Raw genomic sequence first — 17436 nt, 5'->3', positions numbered from 1 at the left:
AGCGTGACTCCTGTTGCGGGTGCTTCTAAGGGTGGCAGATGGGGGCCGGGGCGGCGGGTGTGTGGCACCGCCGCCCCGGCGGGCGACGCCCGGCTGCGGGGCCGGGCGTCGCGGGTGACCGAGTGGTCAGGCGACCGCAGTGGTCAGGTCACTGAAGCGGTCAGGTCACTGAAGCGGTCGGGCGACCGGAACGGTCGGGAGGGGCACTCAGCCCATGTGCGGGTAGCGGTAGTCCGTCGGCGGGACGAAGGTCTCCTTGACCGAGCGGGTCGAGGTCCACCGCGCCAGGTTCTGCTTGGCACCGGCCTTGTCGTTGGTGCCGGAGGCCCGGCCGCCGCCGAAGGGCTGCTGGCCGACGACGGCGCCGGTCGGCTTGTCGTTGATGTAGAAGTTGCCGGCCGCGAAGCGCAGCTTGTGCATGGCGTCCTGGGCGGCCGCGCGGTCCTGGGCGATGATCGCGCCGGTCAGGCCGTAGGCGGAGGCCGACTCCATCTGGGCCAGCATCTCGTCGTACTTGTCGTCCTGGTAGACGTGCACGGCGAGGATCGGGCCGAAGTACTCCTCGCGGAAGTACTCGGACGCCGGGTCCTCGCAGACCAGGACGGTCGGGCGGACGAAGTAGCCGACCGAGTCGTCGTACGTGCCGCCGGCCAGGACCTCGACCGCGGGGTCGGCCTGGGCGCGGTCGATCGCGGCCTTGTTCTTGGCGAAGGCGCGGTCGTCGATGACGGCGGACATGAAGTTCGTCAGGTCGGTGACGTCGCCCATGGTGAGGCCCTCGACCTCGGCGGCGAACTCGTCCTTGAGGCCGGCCCAGATCGAGGCCGGGACGTAGGCGCGGGAGAGCGCCGAGCACTTCTGGCCCTGGAACTCGAAGGCGCCGCGGGTCATCGCGGTCTTCAGCACGGCCGGGTCGGCGGACGGGTGGGCGACCAGGAAGTCCTTGCCGCCGGTCTCGCCGACGATCCGCGGGTAGGTGCGGTAGCCGGCGATGTTCTCGCCGACGGAGCGCCACAGGTGCTGGAAGGTGGCGGTGGAGCCGGTGAAGTGGATGCCGGCCAGCGCCGGGTGCTTGAGCGCCACGGCGGAGACGTCCAGGCCGTCGCCGGTCACCATGTTGATGACGCCCTTGGGCAGGCCGGCCTCCTCCAGCAGCTGCATCAGCAGGTGCGCGGAGTACTGCTGGGTCGGGGACGGCTTCCAGAGCACCACGTTGCCCATCAGCGCGGGCGCGGTCGGCAGGTTGCCGGCGATCGCGGTGAAGTTGAACGGGGTGATCGCGTAGACGAAGCCCTCCAGCGGGCGGTGGTCGCTGCGGTTCCACACGCCGTCCGAGGAGATCGGCTGCTCGGCCATGATCTGGCGGGCGAAGTGCACGTTGAAGCGCAGGAAGTCGACCAGCTCGCAGGGCGTGTCGATCTCGGCCTGCTGGGCGGTCTTGGACTGGCCGAGCATGGTGGCGGCGGCCAGGGTCTCGCGCCAGGGGCCGGCCAGCAGGTCGGCGGCCTTGAGGAAGATCGCGGCGCGGGAGTCGAAGGAGAGCGCCTGCCAGGCCGGGGCCGCGGCCAGGGCAGTGTCGATGGCCTCCTGCGCGTCGGCCTGGGTGGCGTTGCGCAGGGTGCCGAGCCTCGCCGCGTGGTTGTGCGGCTGGACGACGTGGATCTCGGTGCCGCCGCCCATGCGGCGCTCACCGTTGATCGTCATGGTCAGCTGGACCGGCTCCTGGCCGCCCAGCTCCTTCAGCTTGGCCTCCAGACGGGCCCGTTCCGGGCTGCCCGGGGCGTAGCTGTGGACCGGCTCGTTCACCGGCGCGGGGACCTGGGTCACAGCGTCCATAGAGCGCACGCTCTCCTTCGTTGATGCGGGGGGATGCCGACGCGGGTCGCACGTCGGCCACAGCACGAACGCTATTCCTGCCCCTGGGGCCACTTGATTGGCCGGAAGGCTAAATTCCCCCGTACGGCGTTGTCCGGCCCGACGAAGGGGTCACGGCGCAGTCACGGCGCGGTCACGGCGCGCCGTTGACGGCCGTTCGCGCCGGAGGCCACCGGGAGCACCGGCCGGTCCCAGTCGATCCGGTGGCCGTGCACCGGGCGGAGCATCTTCTCCGGGCTCATGAAGGTCCGCATCGCGATCGGCGCGAGCAGCCGGAACAGCGCCCGGCCGACCGGCCCGGAGGACTTCTGGTTGTTGGTGCGCGCCGCGTTGGCCGCGATCTTCTCGACCCGGGGCCGGCGCAGCGCCTCGTAGGCGGCGAAGGCGGCGGTGCGGTCGGGCAGGTCCCGCAGGCAGCGGGCGAGTTCGACGGCGCTCTCGACGGCCAGCGAGACGCCCTGGCCGGAGCTGTTGGAGGGGGCGTGCGCGCAGTCGCCGACCAGCACCATCCGGCCGCGGTACCAGTGCGGGACGGACGGCATGATCTCCAGCCGCGGGAAGACCTCGACGGTGTCGGCGGCGGCCTCGCGCAGCACGTCCCGGGCGGGCAGGTCGTCGGCGTGCAGGTCGCGGACCCGGCGCAGCCACTGCTCCGGGCTGACGGCGCGGACCTGCTCGGCGGTCAGCTGTTCGGGCTGCGGGATGTTGCTGAACCAGGCCGTCCCGGCGCCGTCCGGCAGCCCCCAGTAGCCGAAGAAGGCGCGGGCGCCGTTGGCGAAGTGCATGGTCTCGCCGCGTCCGGCCCGGCCGGGCAGCCGGTACGGGCTGTAGCCGCCGACGCCGAGCAGGCCGGTGTACTGCGCGCCGGGTGCGGCCGGGTCGATCAGGGTGCGGACGGTGGAGCGGGTGCCGTCGGTGCCGATCAACAGGTCGCCGGTGGCGGTGTCGCCGTCGGCGAAGCGGGCGGTGATGCCGTCGGCGCCCTCCTCGGCGCCGACCAGCCGTTTGCCGTACCGGACTTCGATGCCGCTCTCGCGCAGCCGCCGCTGGAGCACCTCGTACAGTTCGGCGCGGCGCATGACCCGGCCGGGCGGCAGGTCGGGGAGGCCGGCGAACTCGGCCAGCACGCCGCCCCGGCCGTCCTCGATCAGCATCGGGCCGATCGGCTGCCCGATCGCGCCGACCTGCGCCCCGAGCCCGACGGTCGCCAGGGCGTCGAGCCCGTTGGGGGCGATCATGAAGGTGCCGCCGATGCCCTCGGCGGAGGACTCGTAGGCCTCGAAGACGACGGCTTCGACGCCGGCCTTGCGCAGGGCCAGTGCCGTCACCGGACCGGCGATCCCGCCGCCGATGACGAGGGCCTTCTTCTCCCCGTTGCTCGTACTCATTCCAGACTCCCGAAGATCTCGTGCCAGGTCCGGATGAACTCCGGCTCCTTGAGTCGACCGACGAGGTGCTCGACGAAGCGGCCCTCGGCCTCCAGCGCGCCGACCCGGTGCTCCTCCTCGATCAGGAAGATCCAGTCCACGCCGTCGTCCGAGGCCTTCCGCAGGGCCGCCCGGATGCCCGCCACCTCGGCGGCCAGCGCGGCCCGCCGCTGTTCCAGCAGTTCCACGGCCTCGGCCGGCGGGACCACCATGAGCAGCGACAGCGCGACCCCGAACGCGGGGTACTCGTGCTGCGGTTCGGCGACGAGTTCGCGCATCCAGTCGGTGAGCTCCGCCCGGCCCTCGGGGGTGACGGCGTAGACGGTGCGCTCCGGTCGCTGGGTGTCGCGGACGGTCTCCTGTTCGGCGACGAACCCGGCCTTCCGCAGCTGCTCCACGACCATGTACAGCGAGCTGCGGTTGTACTTGATGTTGCGGTCCTTGCCGTGCTCCTTGAGTCGGCGCCCCATCTCGTACGGGTGCATCGGCCCGGCCACGAGTTCGGCCAGGACCGCGAGGGCCAGCGGGTTCGACACCTTGCGTCGCTTCGCCACGAGGCGTCCTCATCTCTTGGTCAGTACTGACTATCCATTTCCGAATAGTCAGAGTCAACTATTTATGAAAGCCGGGCCACGACTCTGTCCGCCCGGCTAAAATCAACCACACGGCATTGTCCGAGCGGATGAAGGAGGCCCGATGACGACCCCCGGCCTCCCCGCCACCCCCGGGCCCCCGCCCACCTCCGGCCTCCCGCTCCGCCAGCTGCTGATGTCCCTCGGCGAACCCCTGGTCGAACTCCAGGCCGCCCCGCAGGGCCTGGACGTCCCGGTCCGCGACGTCGCGATCCTCGACCCGGAGGACCCGCCGACCGCCGCCCCCGGCGAACTCGTCCTCGCGATCGGCGCCCGCGGCCGCGCCGCCCTCCCCGCCCTGCGCGCCGCCGGACGGGCCGGCGCCGCGGCGGTCGCGGTCAAACTGGACGGCCCCGGCCAGGCGGACGCACTGCGCGAGGCCGCCACCGAGGCGGGCGTCGCCCTGCTCTCGGTCCGCCGCGAGACCCGCTGGGAGCACCTCGACTCGCTGGCCCGCGCGATCATCGCCGGCCCGGACGCCCCGGACACCCCGGGCGCCCCCGAACCCAACGCGGGCGACCTCTTCTCCCTCGCCCAGACCGTCGCCGTGCTCACCAACGGCATCGTCTCGATCGAGGACACCTCCAGCCGGGTGCTGGCGTACTCCCGCTCCTCCGACTCGGACGAGGTCGACGACCTGCGCCGGCTCTCCATCCTCGGCTGGCAGGGCCCCGAGCCGTACCTGTCCAAGCTCCGCGAGTGGGGCATCTTCCAGCACCTGCGCACCTCGGACGCCCCGATCGCGGTCGAACCGCACCCCGAACTCGGCCTGCGCCGCCGCCTGGCGATCGGCATCCGGGCCGGGGCGCAGCCGCTCGGCACCATCTGGGTGCAGGAGGGCGCGCAGCCGCTGGCGCCGCTCGCCGATCAGGCCCTGGTCGGCGCCGCCCGGGTGGCCGCCGCCCAACTGGTGCGCCGCCGACGCGAGTTGTCCGCCGACATGCGGCTCACCCGGACACTGCTCACCGGCCTGCTGGAGGGCTCCACCGGCCCGCAGTCGCTCGCCACCCACCTGGGCCTGGACCTGCGGCGCCCGGCCACCGTGCTCGCCTACAGCGCGCACACCACCGAGGCGCTGCACCGCTCCGACGTCACCGGCCTGATCTCGGTGCACACCGCCGCCCGGCACCGCACCGCGCTGCTCGCCCCGATCGAGTCCCGGGTGTACGTGCTGCTGCCCGAACTCCCGCCCGGCCTGCCGATGGCCACCGTGCGCGGCTGGGCGGACGAGGTGGTGGTGGCCGCCCGGGAGCACCTCGGCGTCCCGCTGCGCGCCGCGATCGGCTCGACCGTGGACGGCCTGGCCCAGGTGCCGGACTCCCGCGCGCAGGCGGACCGCATCCTGGACGCGATGGGCCGCGGCGGGGTGGACCTCGACGTGGCGGCGCTGATCGACGTCCAGGCCGAGGTGCTGGTCAGCGAGATGCTCGCGCTGCTCCAGGAGCGCTCCGGCCTGCGCGACCCCCGGCTCACCGCGCTCGCCGCGTACGACCGCCGGCACGGCACCCGGCTCGCCGAGTCGGTGCTGGCCTGGCTGGACGCGCTCGGCGAGGTCCGGGTCGCCGCGGACGCCCTGCACATCCACCCCAACACCCTGCGCTACCGGGTGCGCCGCGCCGAGCAGTTGACCGGCATCGACCTCTCCCAGCCGCAGCAGCGCCTGCTGGCGATGCTGCAACTGAGGCTGCCCGCGGACGAATGACCGCGGGCAGCCCCCTCATCACGCGCTACGTCACTCGCCGTAGCCCTGGCCGCGCTTGTGCTCGTTCAGCCGGTGCCACGGGCCGGTGATGGCCAGCTGGATGCCCGGCTCCTGGATGTTGGCGAAGAGGGTCTTGCCGTCGTCCGAGAAGGTCACCCCGGTGAACTCGCTGAACTCGGGCTTGGCCGCGCTGCCGATGTTCAGCTCGTTGCGCGCGATCGGGTAGGTCAGCCCGTCCTCGGTGGCGCCGAACAGGTGCTGCACGCCCTCGCCGTCCTCGGCGATGACCACGCCGCCGTACGGCGACACGGTGATGTTGTCCGGGCCGTCGTAGTTGTCGTGGTCGCCGAGCACGTCGGTGTTGACGCCGAGCAGCACCTTCAGGGTGATGGTGCGGCGGGCCGGGTTGTAGAACCAGACCTGGCCGTCGTGCTGCACCGGGCTCTCCGAGCGGGCGAAGCTGGAGACGAAGTAGAAGCCGCCGTCACCCCACCACATGCCCTCCAGCTTGCGGGCCCGAGTGACCTCGCCCTCCTTGAACTGCTTGCGGACCGAGACGGTCCTGGCGTCGCGGTCCTGGACCTTGACCCAGTCCGCGCCGTAGGTGGTGCCGACCTTGGTGGCACGGGAGAGGTCGTCGACGAACTTGCCCTGGGAGTCGAAGACCTTGAAGGCCTCCAGCACGCCGGCGTCGGCGGCCAGCGCGCGCAGCTTGTAGCGGCCGTGCTTGAAGCCGGCCGGCGGGGTCCAGCGGAACAGCAGGCCGTTGGGGTTCGAGGCGTCCTCGGTCAGGTAGACGTGGCCGCGCTTCGGGTCCACCACGACGGCCTCGTGCGCGTACCGGCCGAAGGCCTTCACCGGCTGCGGGTCGCGGTTGTAGTCGTCGTCGAACGGGTCGACCTCGAAGATGTACCCGTGGTCCTTGGTCATGCCGTTCTGGCCGGCCTTGTCCTCGGTCTCCTCGCCGGACAGCCAGGTGCCCCACGGGGTCACGCCGCCTGCGCAGTTGGTGGAGGTGCCGGCGATGCCGACCCACTGCTCGACCGAGCCGTTCCGCTTGGCGTGCACGATGGTGCAGCCGCCGGCCGCGCCCGGGTCGTAGACGTGGCCCTCGGTCAGCGGCACCGGGTTCGGCCAGTTCGCCCGGGGTCCGCGCAGCTCGTGGTTGGTGACGAGCAGGTTGCCGCCGCGCTCGTCCTCGAAGGCGGAGGTGCCGTCGTGGTTGCTCGGGGTGAACTCGCCGGTGCGCAGCCGGGTGACACCGGCGCGGTTGACGACCTTGTACGCGAAGCCCTTGGGCAGCGACAGCAGCCCGGCCGGGTCCTGCACCAGCGGGCCGTAGCCGACGGCGGCGCGCGCGGCGCCGGTGTCACCCGCCGCGGACGCGGCCGGCAGCTCGCCGCCGGCCGGGGCGGCGATCGCGCCCGGAGCGCTGGCCAGCGCCTCCGCGCTGCCGGCGATCAGCACGCCGGCCCCGACGAGGGTGGAACGGTTGACGAAGTCCCGGCGGGACAGCGACATGGCAGCAACTCCTGAGGAATCGGCCGCCGGACCGGGGGCGGGCCCGGTGCCCGGCGGGCGGGGCGTCGAGACGGGGCGTCGACGCCCAGCAGACTCCGCCGCAGGGATGAACCCGGCATGACGCCCACCTCACGCCCAGGCGGCCATTTGCCAACCGATGACCGACACATGACCTGCGCTTTGCCCAAGACACCCTGCCGAAGGTCACCCCGACCGCGTCGTCCGCCACTGCTCCCAGGCCGACAGCCACAGCTGCTCGGCGAGCCGGTGCTCCTCCCAGACCTCCGGCCCGCCGCCCCGCCGCTCCCGCCAGAGCTGCTCCCAGGCCCGCTGCGCCGGCAGGCTCGCCACCTCACTGGCGAACACCGTGTACCGGACGACCTCCTCGACGGCCGCCCCGCCCTCCGGCGTGCCGATCAGCCAATGCGTGTGCCGGGCAAGCCGGTTGAGGTGGTTGACCATCGCGGTCAGCGCCGTCACCGCCTCCTCCCGGGTCTCGGTGGCGAGCCGCATCTGCTGGCGCACCGCCACCTCCCAGCGCACCTCGTAGGCGTCCCCGCGCGGGCGTCGCGGCGTCCGCCCGGCCCGGACCTGCGCCTCGACGGCGGCGGCCTCGGCGACGCTCTGCGCGATCAGCTCCCGGTGCGCCTCCAGTCCGACGGCGGTCGGCAGTTCACGCTCCTCCACCGGCACCTGCCGGGCCCGCCGGGCGGCCAGCTCGCCCAGCAGCTCGGCCCGGCCTCGCAGGTACGGCTCGAAGTCCGCGATCGCGCCGAGCTCCACGCCGCCGGGCGGCACCCCGCGCCCGCACACCGTCACGGTCAGCCCGCCGATCCGCAGCCGCCCGGCCCAGACCGGTGCGGCCCCGTCGGCGGCCGACGTGCCCGGCCAGAGCACCGGCCGGTCCTCGTGCACCTCCACCGGGTACGGCTCGCCGTCCACGGTGATCCACTCGCGCAGCGCCCGCACCCGGCCCGGCCCGTCGCCCTCGTCGACCCCGAGGTGCTCGTAGACCCGGTCCCGCTCGTCCTCGACCACGTCCTCCAGCTCGGGCAGGCCCTCGCCGTGCTCCGCGCCCGGCCGGTAGGTGCGCACGCTGACGTACGGGCCGGCCACCGAACTCCAGTCGCCGGACTGCACCTCGACCCAGGCGAGTTCGCCGCCGGAGGTCTCGAAGGCGGCCAGCGCCTCGCCCCAACCGCCCGTCGCACCGCACCCGTGCGACAGTCCCGCGACCACGCCGTACACCGGGAAGTCGGCCGCGGCCACCGTCCGGCGGGAGAAGTCCTCCACCGCGGCGAGACGCTCCTCCCTGTTCCTCGGGTCCGGGACGCACGCAGGGTCCGTCCGCCCGACGTTCCACTCCGGGGGCCTGCCGCCACTCTCCCGCATCATCCTGTGCCGCACCCCCGAGTCCTCGCGCCCGCACCGCCGACGCCACCTTAGTGCCCGGGACCTGCCGGGTCATCAGCTCGGGTGCCGGGCAACGGCGCAGGCCGCGTCGGGACCGCGGGTTGCCGGTCGGCACGGGCCGTGTCAGGACGCGCGGTTGTCAGCCGCCCTCCCTACCCTGGCGGCATGACAGCAGACAGCAGTTTCCCGGCCCGGATCAGCATCGTCACCCTCGGGGTCTCCGACCTCGACCGCAGCGCCCGCTTCTACGAGGACCTGGGCTGGCGGCGGTCCTCCGCCTCCAGCCCGGAGATCGTCTGGTTCCGCACCGCCGACTCGGCACTCGGCCTCTTCCCCACCGAGGAGCTGGCCGCCGACGCGGGCGTGCCCGCCACCGGCGAGCCCGCCTTCCGCGGCGTCACCCTCGCGGTGAACCTGGAGTCCCCCGCGCTGGTGGACGCCGCGTTGAAGACGGCGGTCGAGGCCGGCGCCGTGGTGGTCAAGCCGCCGGTCCCGACCAGCTGGGGCGGCTACTCCGGCTACTTCGAGGACCCGGACGGCCACCTCTGGGAGCTGGCCCACAACCCGTTCTTCCCCTTCGCCGAGGACGGCTCCCTGGATCTCCCCTGACCCTCCGGCCCATCAGCCCGTCGAAGCCCCCGTCGGCCCGTCGAAAGCCCCCCGTCGGCCCGTCAGCCCTTGGACCGCGCCTTGAAGGCCGCCTTGCGCGCCTCCTTGGCCACCGCCCGGTCCAGGTGCAGCTCCCCGACGGCCTCCAGGACGTCCGCCGTGTACGGGTGGTCGACCCGCCAGAGCTCGCCGAAGTAGGACGCGGGGTTGCCGGTCACCGGCAGGTCCGCGATCAGCTCGCGCAACAGCTCGGCGTCGCCGCCGCTGTCCAGCAGCTGGGCGGCGAAGGTGTCGACCACCGTCCACAGCGCCATCGTCCGCTCCGGCACAGGCACGTCCGTCGCTCCCTTCGAGGTCAGCCAGGCCCGGGCGGCGCCGCCCAGCTCGGGGTCGTCCAGCACGTCGCGCACGGCCGGCTCGGCGGCCGTGCCCAGCATGTTCAGCGCCGAGACGCCGAGCATCCGCCGCATCGGGGCGTACGCGTCGTCGCCGCGCGCCGCCGCCAGCAGCTCACGCGCCGCCGCCACCGGCTCCCGGCCGGTGATCCAGACCCGCAGCTCCTCGTCCGGCAGCACGGTGGCGGCCTCGCACACCGCGCGCAGCAGCTCGGCCGCGTCGCCCTGGGCCAGCTCGCCGACCAGCGGCGCGTCGTAGCCGTCCTCCAGCAGCCACTGCCGGATGCCGTACTGGCCGAGCGGGGTGAGCCGGACGAGCCCGAAGCGCGCCGACTCCTCCTCGTCCAGCGGCGCCTCGCCGACGAGGGCGGGCTCCTCGCCCTCCGGGCCCTCCTCCTCGTCGAACAGCTCCGGGTCGATCGGCCGGTACTCCAGCAGACCGAGCTCGGCCAGGTCGCCCAGCATCGGGTCCAGTGCGACCATCACATCGGTGATGTCGCCCAGCAGCTCCTCGCTCGGCTCCTCGCCCTCCGGCACCACCAGCAGCGCGGCCAGCACGCCCAGCGGCACGGTCTCGTTGCCCGGGTCGGCGAAGGCGGTGGTCTCGTACAGCACCTGCAACGCCTCGTCCAGCAGCTCGGCGGCGGCGTCCCGGGCGTCCTCGACCTCGCTCAGGGCGTCCTCGTCCTCCTCCCCGGCGTCCCCGGCCCCTCCGGCCTCTCCGTCCTCCCCGCCCTCGGCGGCCCGCGCGGCCTCCTCCTCCGGCAGCGAGTCGGCCTCCACGGCCAGCTCCCGGACGATCCCGGCGGCGGTCAGCCACAGCTCCAGGACGGTCTCCGGGTCACCCTCCTCGGCGGGCTCCAGATCCGGGCCCGGCACGGCGACGTGCTCACCGGCCGCCGTCGTCCCGATCTCCACCAGGTCCAGGTCGCAGGCCAGCGACCAGGCCCGCATCGCCTCGACCTCCGCCTCCTCCGGCACCTCCCCCTCGGCGGGGGCCAGGCCCAGCAGCTGCGCCGCCGGCGCCCGGTCCTCCTCCACCAGGTCGCCGAACTCGTCCACCACCCGGTGCGGGGCGGCCCAGCGGGCCAGCGCCAGCGCGTACCCGAACATCGGCACGGCCTTCGCCAGGGCGGCCAGCTCCTCCTCGGCGGGCAGCTTCACCGGCGGCACCAGGACCGCCGCGTCGTCCAGGTCCTCGTCGTCCAGCCCGTGCGCGGCGAACGCCCCGTAAAGGTCCTGGAGCTCCAGGTCGGCGGGCAGAACCGGCTCGGCCGCACTCTCTCCCGGCGAAGCCCCGGCGTTCTTCCGACGTCGTCCGGCCATCGTTGTGCGTTCTCCCTCAGCCAGCGGTCCGCCTATCAGCTCAGCGTCCCGATCCACCACCTCAGCGTATAGGCCGGGCACCCCCGATGCCCGGCCTCAAGGGGCGCGCGCCGCAACCGTGCGCCCACCCTTTATCCTTCGCATTGGCACCGTGCACACCCCGCGCGGGCCACCGGGCAATGAAGCCCTTCGCCCTCCCCGCCCGACACCGGGCAGGAGGGGCCCACTCAGCTCACCCGCTCCACCAGGGAGCCCCGCACCGCGGCCACCACCACAGCGCCTCAGGACGGGCGCGCCGGCACACCCCGCCGACCCGGTGGTGCCCTGCCACAGGAGATCCCTTACATGGCGGACCTCTCCCCCGCCGGCTCCGGCCTGCGCACCGCGCAGCTCGACGGACGCCGACTCTCGGAGGCCCTGCTTCCCCTGGAGCTCGCGCCCCGCGCCCAGCTCCAGCTCGCCGCGGTCAGCCGCTGGAACGCGCTGCGCGGCGTCCGCGTCGGCCTCGTCGCCGCCGCCCTGCTGCTGATGCTGATCGGTGCCAACCTGGCGACGCCGATCTACCCGCTCCTCCAGCAGCGCCTCGGCCTCGGCCCGCTCGACACCACGATCCTCTTCACGATCTACGTGTTCGCGCTGGTCCCCGTGCTCGCCGTGGTCGGCCACTGGTCCGACCACCTCGGCCGCCGCGCCCTGATCCTGCCCGCCGTCGCCCTGGCCGCCGCCGGCGACGTCGTGTTCGCCACCTCCGGCAGCTTCTGGCAGCTCGCCGTAGGCCGGGCCGTCCAGGGCATCGCCGTCGGCCTCTCCACCGGCGCCGCCGGGGCCGCCCTCGGCGACCTGCTGCCCGACCACCCGACGCTCGCCGCCAAGCTCACCCTGGCCTGTTCCGCCGGCGGCGTCGCACTCGGCCCGGTGGTCGGCGCCCTGCTCGCCAACGGCGCGGACCCGCTGCTGACGCCCTTCCTGCTGCACGCCATCGCCCTGCTGGCGCTCTGCGTGCCACTGGCCCTCGTCCACCCGCGGATGCCCGGCCGCAACCGCCCGCCGGCCACCCCGCCCCGCATCACCACCCCGGCCCACCTGCGCCCGCGCCGCCTCGCCCTGCCCCGCACCGGCCGCCGCGAGTTCCTGCTCGCCGCCTCGGCCGGCTTCATCTCGTACGCGGTGTTCGGCGTCTACCTGGCGCTCGCCCCGGCCTTCTCCGCCAAGCTGCTGCACACCGACTCCCACCTGACCGGCGCGATCGTGGCCGCCCTGCTGCTCGGCTCGTCCGCACTGGCCCAGCTCCTCGTCCCGCCCACCTCCGACCGCCTGGTCATCGCCCTCGGCATGACCGGCCTGGCCGCCGGCCTCGCCCTGGTCGTCGCCGCCCAGTACACCGAGACCCCGGCGCTGCTGTTCATCGGAAGCGTCCTCGGCGGCATCTGCCAGGGCGTGGCCTTCCGCTCCCTCTTCACCACCGCCGTCGCCGCGATGAACCCGGAACGCCGGGGCTCCGAACTGAGCTCCCTGTGGATCATCGTCTACCTCGGCAGCTCCCTCCCCATCGTCGCCGTCGGCGCCCTGGTCCAGCACTACGGCCTCCTCCCCGCCGTCAGCGGCTTCGCCGCCGTCGCCGCCGCCCTCTGCACCGCCCTGGCGATAGCCGTCGCCCGCAAACCCAAGCAGTCCTGACCACCCCCAAAACACCGCCGCCCGGGACGACCATTCGTCCCGGGCGGCGTTCGTACAGGGCTACTCGGCGCAGAACACCGCCTCTTGAATATCCGAGATGATCAGGGCATGGGCGACACTCGGCACCGGCTCCACCACGAACTCCCCGCCGATCACCTCGACCCGCAGGACTTCAGGCAGCCGCAAGTACTCGTCGAGCTCGCCACGGGCCCACAGCGCATACGGCGATTCGGGTAAGACCCACTGCCCGGAAGCAACGACCGGTGGCATGCCCCCATGACTGGCCGCCCGCTGGCAGATATACCACTGCCGCACAAACCTTTCCCCCGAAGGAGAGGTTTGCGCGGCAGCGGGTTGACGGAAGGGCCCGTCCGTCAGACGTTGAAGCCCAGGGCGCGGAGCTGGTCGCGGCCGTCGTCGGTGATCTTGTCGGGGCCCCACGGCGGCATCCAGACCCAGTTGATGCGCAGGTCCTGGACCAGGCCGTCGGTGGCGGTCTTGGCCTGGTCCTCGATGACGTCGGTCAGCGGGCAGGCCGCCGAGGTGAGCGTCATGTCGATGGTGGCCACGTCGGACTCGTCGATGTGGATGCCGTAGATCAGGCCCAGGTTGACGACGTCGATGCCCAGTTCGGGGTCGACGACGTCCATCAGGGCCTCGGTCAGGTCCTCCACGGACACGGTGCCGGCGGTGGTGCCGACGATGACGACGCCGTTCGGCTGTTCCTCCGCAGCGGAGGGGGTTTCGTCACTCATTGTTCTGTCCTCCTCTGCGGGTCAGTCGTTCACGGCGGGGTGCTGGGCGAGCGCCTGGGCGGTGGCGTCCTTCCAGGCCATCCAGCTGAGCAGGGCGCACTTGACCCGGGCGGGGTACTTGGAGACGCCGGCGAACGCGACCGCGTCCTCCAGCACCTCCTCGTCGCCCTCGCCCTGGCCCTTGCTCTGCATCAGCTCCAGGAAGGCCTCCTGGACGGTCTGCGCCTCGCCGACGGTCTTGCCCACGACCAGGTCGTTCAGCACCGAGGCGCTGGCCTGGCTGATCGAGCAGCCCTGGGACTCGTACGAGACGTCGGCGACCGTCGAGCCGTCGAGCCGCACCCGCAGGGTGATCTCGTCACCGCAGGTCGGGTTGACGTGGTGCACCTCGGCGTCGCCGTCCCGCAGCCCCTTGCCGTGGGGGTTGCGGTAGTGGTCCAGGATGATGTCCTGGTACATCGAGTCGAGCTTCATGTCCTGCCCTGTCCCGTCAGCCGAAGAAGTTCCGGACGTGGTGCAGGCCGTCGATCAGTGCGTCGACCTCGCCCGGCGTCGAGTACAGGTAGAACGACGCCCGCGTGGTCGCCGGAATTCCGTACCGCAGGCAGACCGGCCGCGCGCAGTGGTGGCCGACGCGCACGGCGATGCCCTGCTCGTCCAGCACCTGGCCCACGTCGTGCGGGTGGATGTCGCCGAGGGTGAAGGAGATCGCGGCGCCGCGGTCGACGGCCGTGCGCGGGCCGATGATCCGCAGGTCCGGGACCTCCAGCAGGCGCTCGACCGCGTACGCGGTGATCGCGTGCTCGTGCGCGGCGATCTTCTCCATGCCGATGTCCGACAGGTAGTCGATGGCCGCGCCGAGCCCGACCGCCTGGGCGATCGGCGGGGTGCCGGCCTCGAACTTGTGCGGCGCCGGGGCGTAGGTGGACGAGCCCATGGTGACGGTCTCGATCATCTCGCCGCCGCCGAGGAACGGCGGGAGGTCCTCCAGCAGCTCCTGGCGGCCCCAGAGCACGCCGATGCCGGTCGGGGCGAGCATCTTGTGACCGGTGAAGGCGACGAAGTCGGCCTCCAGCGCCTGGACGTCCAGCACCATGTGCGGGGCGGCCTGCGAGGCGTCGATGACGACCAGCGCGCCGACCGACTGGGCCTTGCGCACGATCGTCTCGACCGGGTTGACGGTGCCGAGCAGGTTGGAGACCAGGGTGAAGGAGACCACCTTGGTCTTCTCGGTGATCAGCTCGTCGATGTCGGAGAGGTCGAGCCGGCCCTCGTCGGTGAGCCCGAACCACTTCAGCTTCGCGCCGGTGCGCTGCGACAGCAGCTGCCACGGAACGATGTTGGAGTGGTGCTCCATCTCCGTGATGACGATCTCGGAGTCGGCGTCCACCCGGTACGGCTCGTCGGCCCAACCGAGCATGTTGGCAACGAGGTTGAGCGACTCGGAGGCGTTCTTGGTGAAGATCACCTCGTTGCGGCTCGGCGCGTTGACGAAGGCCGCGACCTTGTCCCGCGCGCCCTCGTAGAGCGCCGTGGCCTCTTCGGCGAGCACGTGCACGCCGCGGTGGACGTTGGCGTTGTGCCGCTCGTAGTAGGCGGTGAGGGCTTCCAGCACCTGGCGCGGCTTCTGCGAGGTGGCCGCGTTGTCCAGGTAGACGAGCGGCTTGTCGTCGTGCAGCAGGCGCTGCAGGACGGGGAAGTCCTTGCGGATCGCGTCGGTGTCGAGCAGGCCCGTCAGGGGCGCCGACTCGTGGGCATGGGCATGGGTCACTCGGAAGCGCCACCCTTCACATACGCCTCGTAGCCCTCGTTCTCCAGCTTGTCGGCCAGCTCGGCACCGCCGGACTCGACGATGCGGCCGCCCGCGAAGACGTGGACGTAGTCGGGCTTGATGTACCGCAGGATGCGGGTGTAGTGGGTCACCAGCAGGGTGCCGACCTCGCCGGTCGAGCGGACCCGGTTGATGCCCTCGGAGACGATCCGCAGCGCGTCGACGTCCAGGCCGGAGTCGGTCTCGTCGAGGATCGCGATCTTCGGCTTGAGGAGCTCCAGCTGGAGGATCTCGTGGCGCTTCTTCTCGCCGCCGGAGAAGCCCTCGTTGACGTTGCGCTCGGCGAAGGCCGGGTCCATCTGGAGGGCGGCCATCGCCTCCTTGACCTCCTTCACCCACAGACGCAGCTTGGGGGCCTCGCCGCGGACGGCGGTGGCGGCGGTGCGCAGGAAGTTGCTCACCGAGACGCCCGGGACCTCGACCGGGTACTGCATGGCCAGGAAGACGCCGGCCTTGGCGCGCTCGTCGACGGACATCTCCAGGACGTCCTCGCCGTCCAGCAGCACCGAGCCGCCGGTGACGGTGTACTTGGGGTGGCCGGCGAGCGAGTAGGCCAGGGTGGACTTGCCGGAGCCGTTCGGACCCATGATCGCGTGGGTCTCGCCCTGCTTCACGGTCAGGTCGACGCCCTTGAGGATCTCGCGCGGGCCGTTCTCGGCCTCGACGGAGACGTGCAGGTCGCGGATTTCAAGCGTTGCCATGGGTACTCAGGACTCCTGGTTGACGGAGACGAGCACATCGTCCCCTTCGATCTTTACGGGGTAGACAGCGACCGGCTTGGTGGCGGGCAGGCCGGAGGGCTTGCCGGTGCGCAGGTCGAAGCTGGAGCCGTGCAGCCAGCACTCGATCATGCAGTCCTCGACCTCGCCCTCGGAGAGCGAGACGTTCGCGTGCGAGCAGGTGTCGTTGATCGCGAACACCCCCTCGTCGGTGCGGACGACGGAGACCGGCACGCCGTTGAGGTCCACGCGCTTGGGCACGTCCTCCTGGAGGTCGCTCAGCGCGCAGGCACGGAGGAAGGTCATCTGGATCAGACCGCCGCTTCCAGCTCGGCCTCGATCTTCTCCATCAGCTGGTCCTGGATCTCGGCGACGCCGATCTGCTGGACGAGTTCGGCGAAGAAGCCGCGGACGACCAGGCGGCGGGCCTCGTCGGCCGGGATGCCGCGGGAGCGCAGGTAGAACAGCTGCTCGTCGTCGAAGCGGCCGGTCGCGGAGGCGTGGCCGGCGCCGACGATCTCGCCGGTCTCGATCTCCAGGTTGGGGATCGAGTCGACCCGGGCGCCGTCGGTGAGCACCAGGTTGCGGTTGAGCTCGTAGGTGTCGGTGCCCTCGGCGGCGGCGCGGATCAGCACGTCGCCGACCCAGACGGCGTGGGCGTCCTGGCCCTGCAGCGCGCCCTTGTAGACCACGTTGGAGCGGCAGTGCGGGGTGTCGTGGTCGATGACCAGACGGTGCTCCAGGTGCTGGCCGGCGTCGGCGAAGTAGAGGCCGAACAGCTCGGCCTCGCCGCCGGGCGCGGCGTAGTTGACCCGCGGGTGGATCCGGACGACGTCGCCGCCGAAGGTGACGACCACGGACTTCAGCGAGGCGTCCCGGCCGACCAGCGCGGTCTGCTGGGCGACGTGGACGGCGTTGCGGTCCCAGTCCTGGACGGAGACGAAGGTGAGCTTGGCGCCGTCGCCGACGAGCAGCTCGACGTTGGCGGCCCGGGTGCCGGTACCGGTGTGGTTGATCACCACGACGGCCTCGGCGAACGGCTTGACGTCGACCACCACGTGGGCGAAGCGGGTGCCGCCCTCGCCGTGCACGTCGATCTTGACCGGCCCGGTGAGCACCGCGTCCTGGGGGACGGTGACCACGAGCGCCTGCTCGAAGGCGCTGAACGCCTGCGCGGCGACCCGGTCGACGGGCTTGCCGGCCTTGCCCAGGCGGGCGTCGTCGCGGCCGACGGTCTCGGCGGTGACGCCGTCCGGCAGGCTCAGCTCGACCTTGTCCTCGCCCTTGACCGCCTCGGCGGCGGTGCCGTCGTGCAGGCCGCCCAGGCGGTGCATCGGGGTGAACCGCCAGTCCTCCTCGCGGCCGGTGGGCACCGGGAAGTCGCCGACCTCGAACGAGGGCTTGACGGCGACCCGGGCGTCGATCGGCTGCTGGACGGTGGCGCGGCCGGTGCCGGGGCCGGCGAGCTGGGCGCCGGCGCCGGCGGTGCCGACCTCGATCGACCCGGCGGTGGTGGAGCCGGTGGTGGTGTTGACGTCAGCCATGGCTGTCGTA

At 72.5% G+C, this 17436-nt stretch carries 16 protein-coding genes; 3 read left to right on the top strand and 13 right to left on the bottom strand.

The annotated features are described in order from the left end of the window. Positions 1-207: 207 nt before the first annotated feature. The 3 genes from pruA to ACFVTF_RS37605 all read right to left on the bottom strand — a co-directional run bounded on the left by pruA (position 208) and on the right by ACFVTF_RS37605 (position 3856). A complete protein-coding gene (pruA, locus tag ACFVTF_RS37615; protein ID WP_371519315.1) occupies positions 208-1836 on the bottom strand; it encodes an L-glutamate gamma-semialdehyde dehydrogenase in 1629 nt (542 codons plus the stop codon). A gap of 161 nt (positions 1837-1997) precedes the next feature. After that, a complete protein-coding gene (locus tag ACFVTF_RS37610; protein ID WP_387818684.1) occupies positions 1998-3263 on the bottom strand; it encodes an FAD-dependent oxidoreductase in 1266 nt (421 codons plus the stop codon). Further along, a complete protein-coding gene (locus tag ACFVTF_RS37605) occupies positions 3260-3856 on the bottom strand; it encodes a PadR family transcriptional regulator (protein WP_371519311.1) in 597 nt (198 codons plus the stop codon). Before ACFVTF_RS37605 ends, ACFVTF_RS37610 begins: the two co-directional genes overlap by 4 nt. A 142-nt stretch (positions 3857-3998) precedes the next feature. On the opposite strand from ACFVTF_RS37605, the gene ACFVTF_RS37600 reads away from it, so the two are divergent. Beyond that, complete coding sequence (locus tag ACFVTF_RS37600) at positions 3999-5636, top strand: PucR family transcriptional regulator (RefSeq protein ID WP_371519309.1); 1638 nt, start codon at positions 3999-4001, stop codon at positions 5634-5636. Between the two features lie 30 nt (positions 5637-5666). Here ACFVTF_RS37600 and ACFVTF_RS37595 read toward each other — a convergent pair whose 3' ends face one another. Then, the gene (locus ACFVTF_RS37595) at positions 5667-7157 is read right to left on the bottom strand and encodes an alkaline phosphatase PhoX (protein WP_371519307.1); all 1491 of its coding nucleotides are present in this window, start codon (positions 7155-7157) and stop codon (positions 5667-5669) included. A gap of 204 nt (positions 7158-7361) precedes the next feature. After that, entirely contained in the window at positions 7362-8450 is a 1089-nt protein-coding gene (locus ACFVTF_RS37590) for a hypothetical protein (protein ID WP_387818681.1), read from the bottom strand. Between the two features lie 285 nt (positions 8451-8735). Between ACFVTF_RS37590 and ACFVTF_RS37585 the strand changes: the two genes are divergently transcribed. Continuing rightward, entirely contained in the window at positions 8736-9179 is a 444-nt protein-coding gene (locus tag ACFVTF_RS37585) for a VOC family protein (protein ID WP_063349531.1), read from the top strand. 62 nt (positions 9180-9241) lie between these two features. On the opposite strand, the gene ACFVTF_RS37580 is transcribed toward ACFVTF_RS37585, so the two are convergent. Continuing rightward, entirely contained in the window at positions 9242-10900 is a 1659-nt protein-coding gene (locus tag ACFVTF_RS37580) for a hypothetical protein (protein ID WP_387818679.1), read from the bottom strand. Positions 10901-11245: 345 nt separating this feature from the next. On the opposite strand from ACFVTF_RS37580, the gene ACFVTF_RS37575 reads away from it, so the two are divergent. After that, complete coding sequence (locus ACFVTF_RS37575) at positions 11246-12577, top strand: MFS transporter (RefSeq protein WP_387818677.1); 1332 nt, start codon at positions 11246-11248, stop codon at positions 12575-12577. Between the two features lie 60 nt (positions 12578-12637). Here ACFVTF_RS37575 and ACFVTF_RS37570 read toward each other — a convergent pair whose 3' ends face one another. The 7 genes from ACFVTF_RS37570 to sufD form a co-directional block, all read right to left on the bottom strand. Next, entirely contained in the window at positions 12638-12847 is a 210-nt protein-coding gene (locus ACFVTF_RS37570) for a hypothetical protein (RefSeq protein ID WP_387818675.1), read from the bottom strand. A 104-nt stretch (positions 12848-12951) separates the two neighbouring features. After that, positions 12952-13332, bottom strand: coding sequence for a metal-sulfur cluster assembly factor (locus ACFVTF_RS37565; RefSeq protein WP_279634938.1), 381 nt, complete (start codon positions 13330-13332; stop codon positions 12952-12954). 21 nt (positions 13333-13353) lie between these two features. Beyond that, positions 13354-13806 (bottom strand): Fe-S cluster assembly sulfur transfer protein SufU, encoded by a 453-nt coding sequence (gene sufU / locus ACFVTF_RS37560; RefSeq protein ID WP_063349529.1) that lies wholly within the window; start codon positions 13804-13806, stop codon positions 13354-13356. A 16-nt stretch (positions 13807-13822) separates the two neighbouring features. Further along, positions 13823-15070, bottom strand: coding sequence for a cysteine desulfurase (locus ACFVTF_RS37555; protein WP_387818692.1), 1248 nt, complete (start codon positions 15068-15070; stop codon positions 13823-13825). A 29-nt stretch (positions 15071-15099) separates the two neighbouring features. Further along, entirely contained in the window at positions 15100-15864 is a 765-nt protein-coding gene (gene sufC / locus ACFVTF_RS37550) for a Fe-S cluster assembly ATPase SufC (RefSeq protein ID WP_030290237.1), read from the bottom strand. Positions 15865-15870: 6 nt separating this feature from the next. After that, a complete protein-coding gene (locus ACFVTF_RS37545) occupies positions 15871-16188 on the bottom strand; it encodes a bifunctional 3-phenylpropionate/cinnamic acid dioxygenase ferredoxin subunit (protein WP_063349526.1) in 318 nt (105 codons plus the stop codon). A 5-nt stretch (positions 16189-16193) separates the two neighbouring features. After that, a complete protein-coding gene (sufD, locus tag ACFVTF_RS37540) occupies positions 16194-17426 on the bottom strand; it encodes a Fe-S cluster assembly protein SufD (RefSeq protein WP_387818672.1) in 1233 nt (410 codons plus the stop codon). Between the last annotated feature and the right edge of the window lie 10 nt (positions 17427-17436).

The sequence above is a fragment of the Kitasatospora sp. NPDC057940 genome, assembly GCF_042887425.1.
Lineage (GTDB): Bacteria > Actinomycetota > Actinomycetes > Streptomycetales > Streptomycetaceae > Kitasatospora.
Note: the sequence above shows the minus strand (reverse complement) of the source record. Positions and strands in the feature narration are given on the sequence as shown.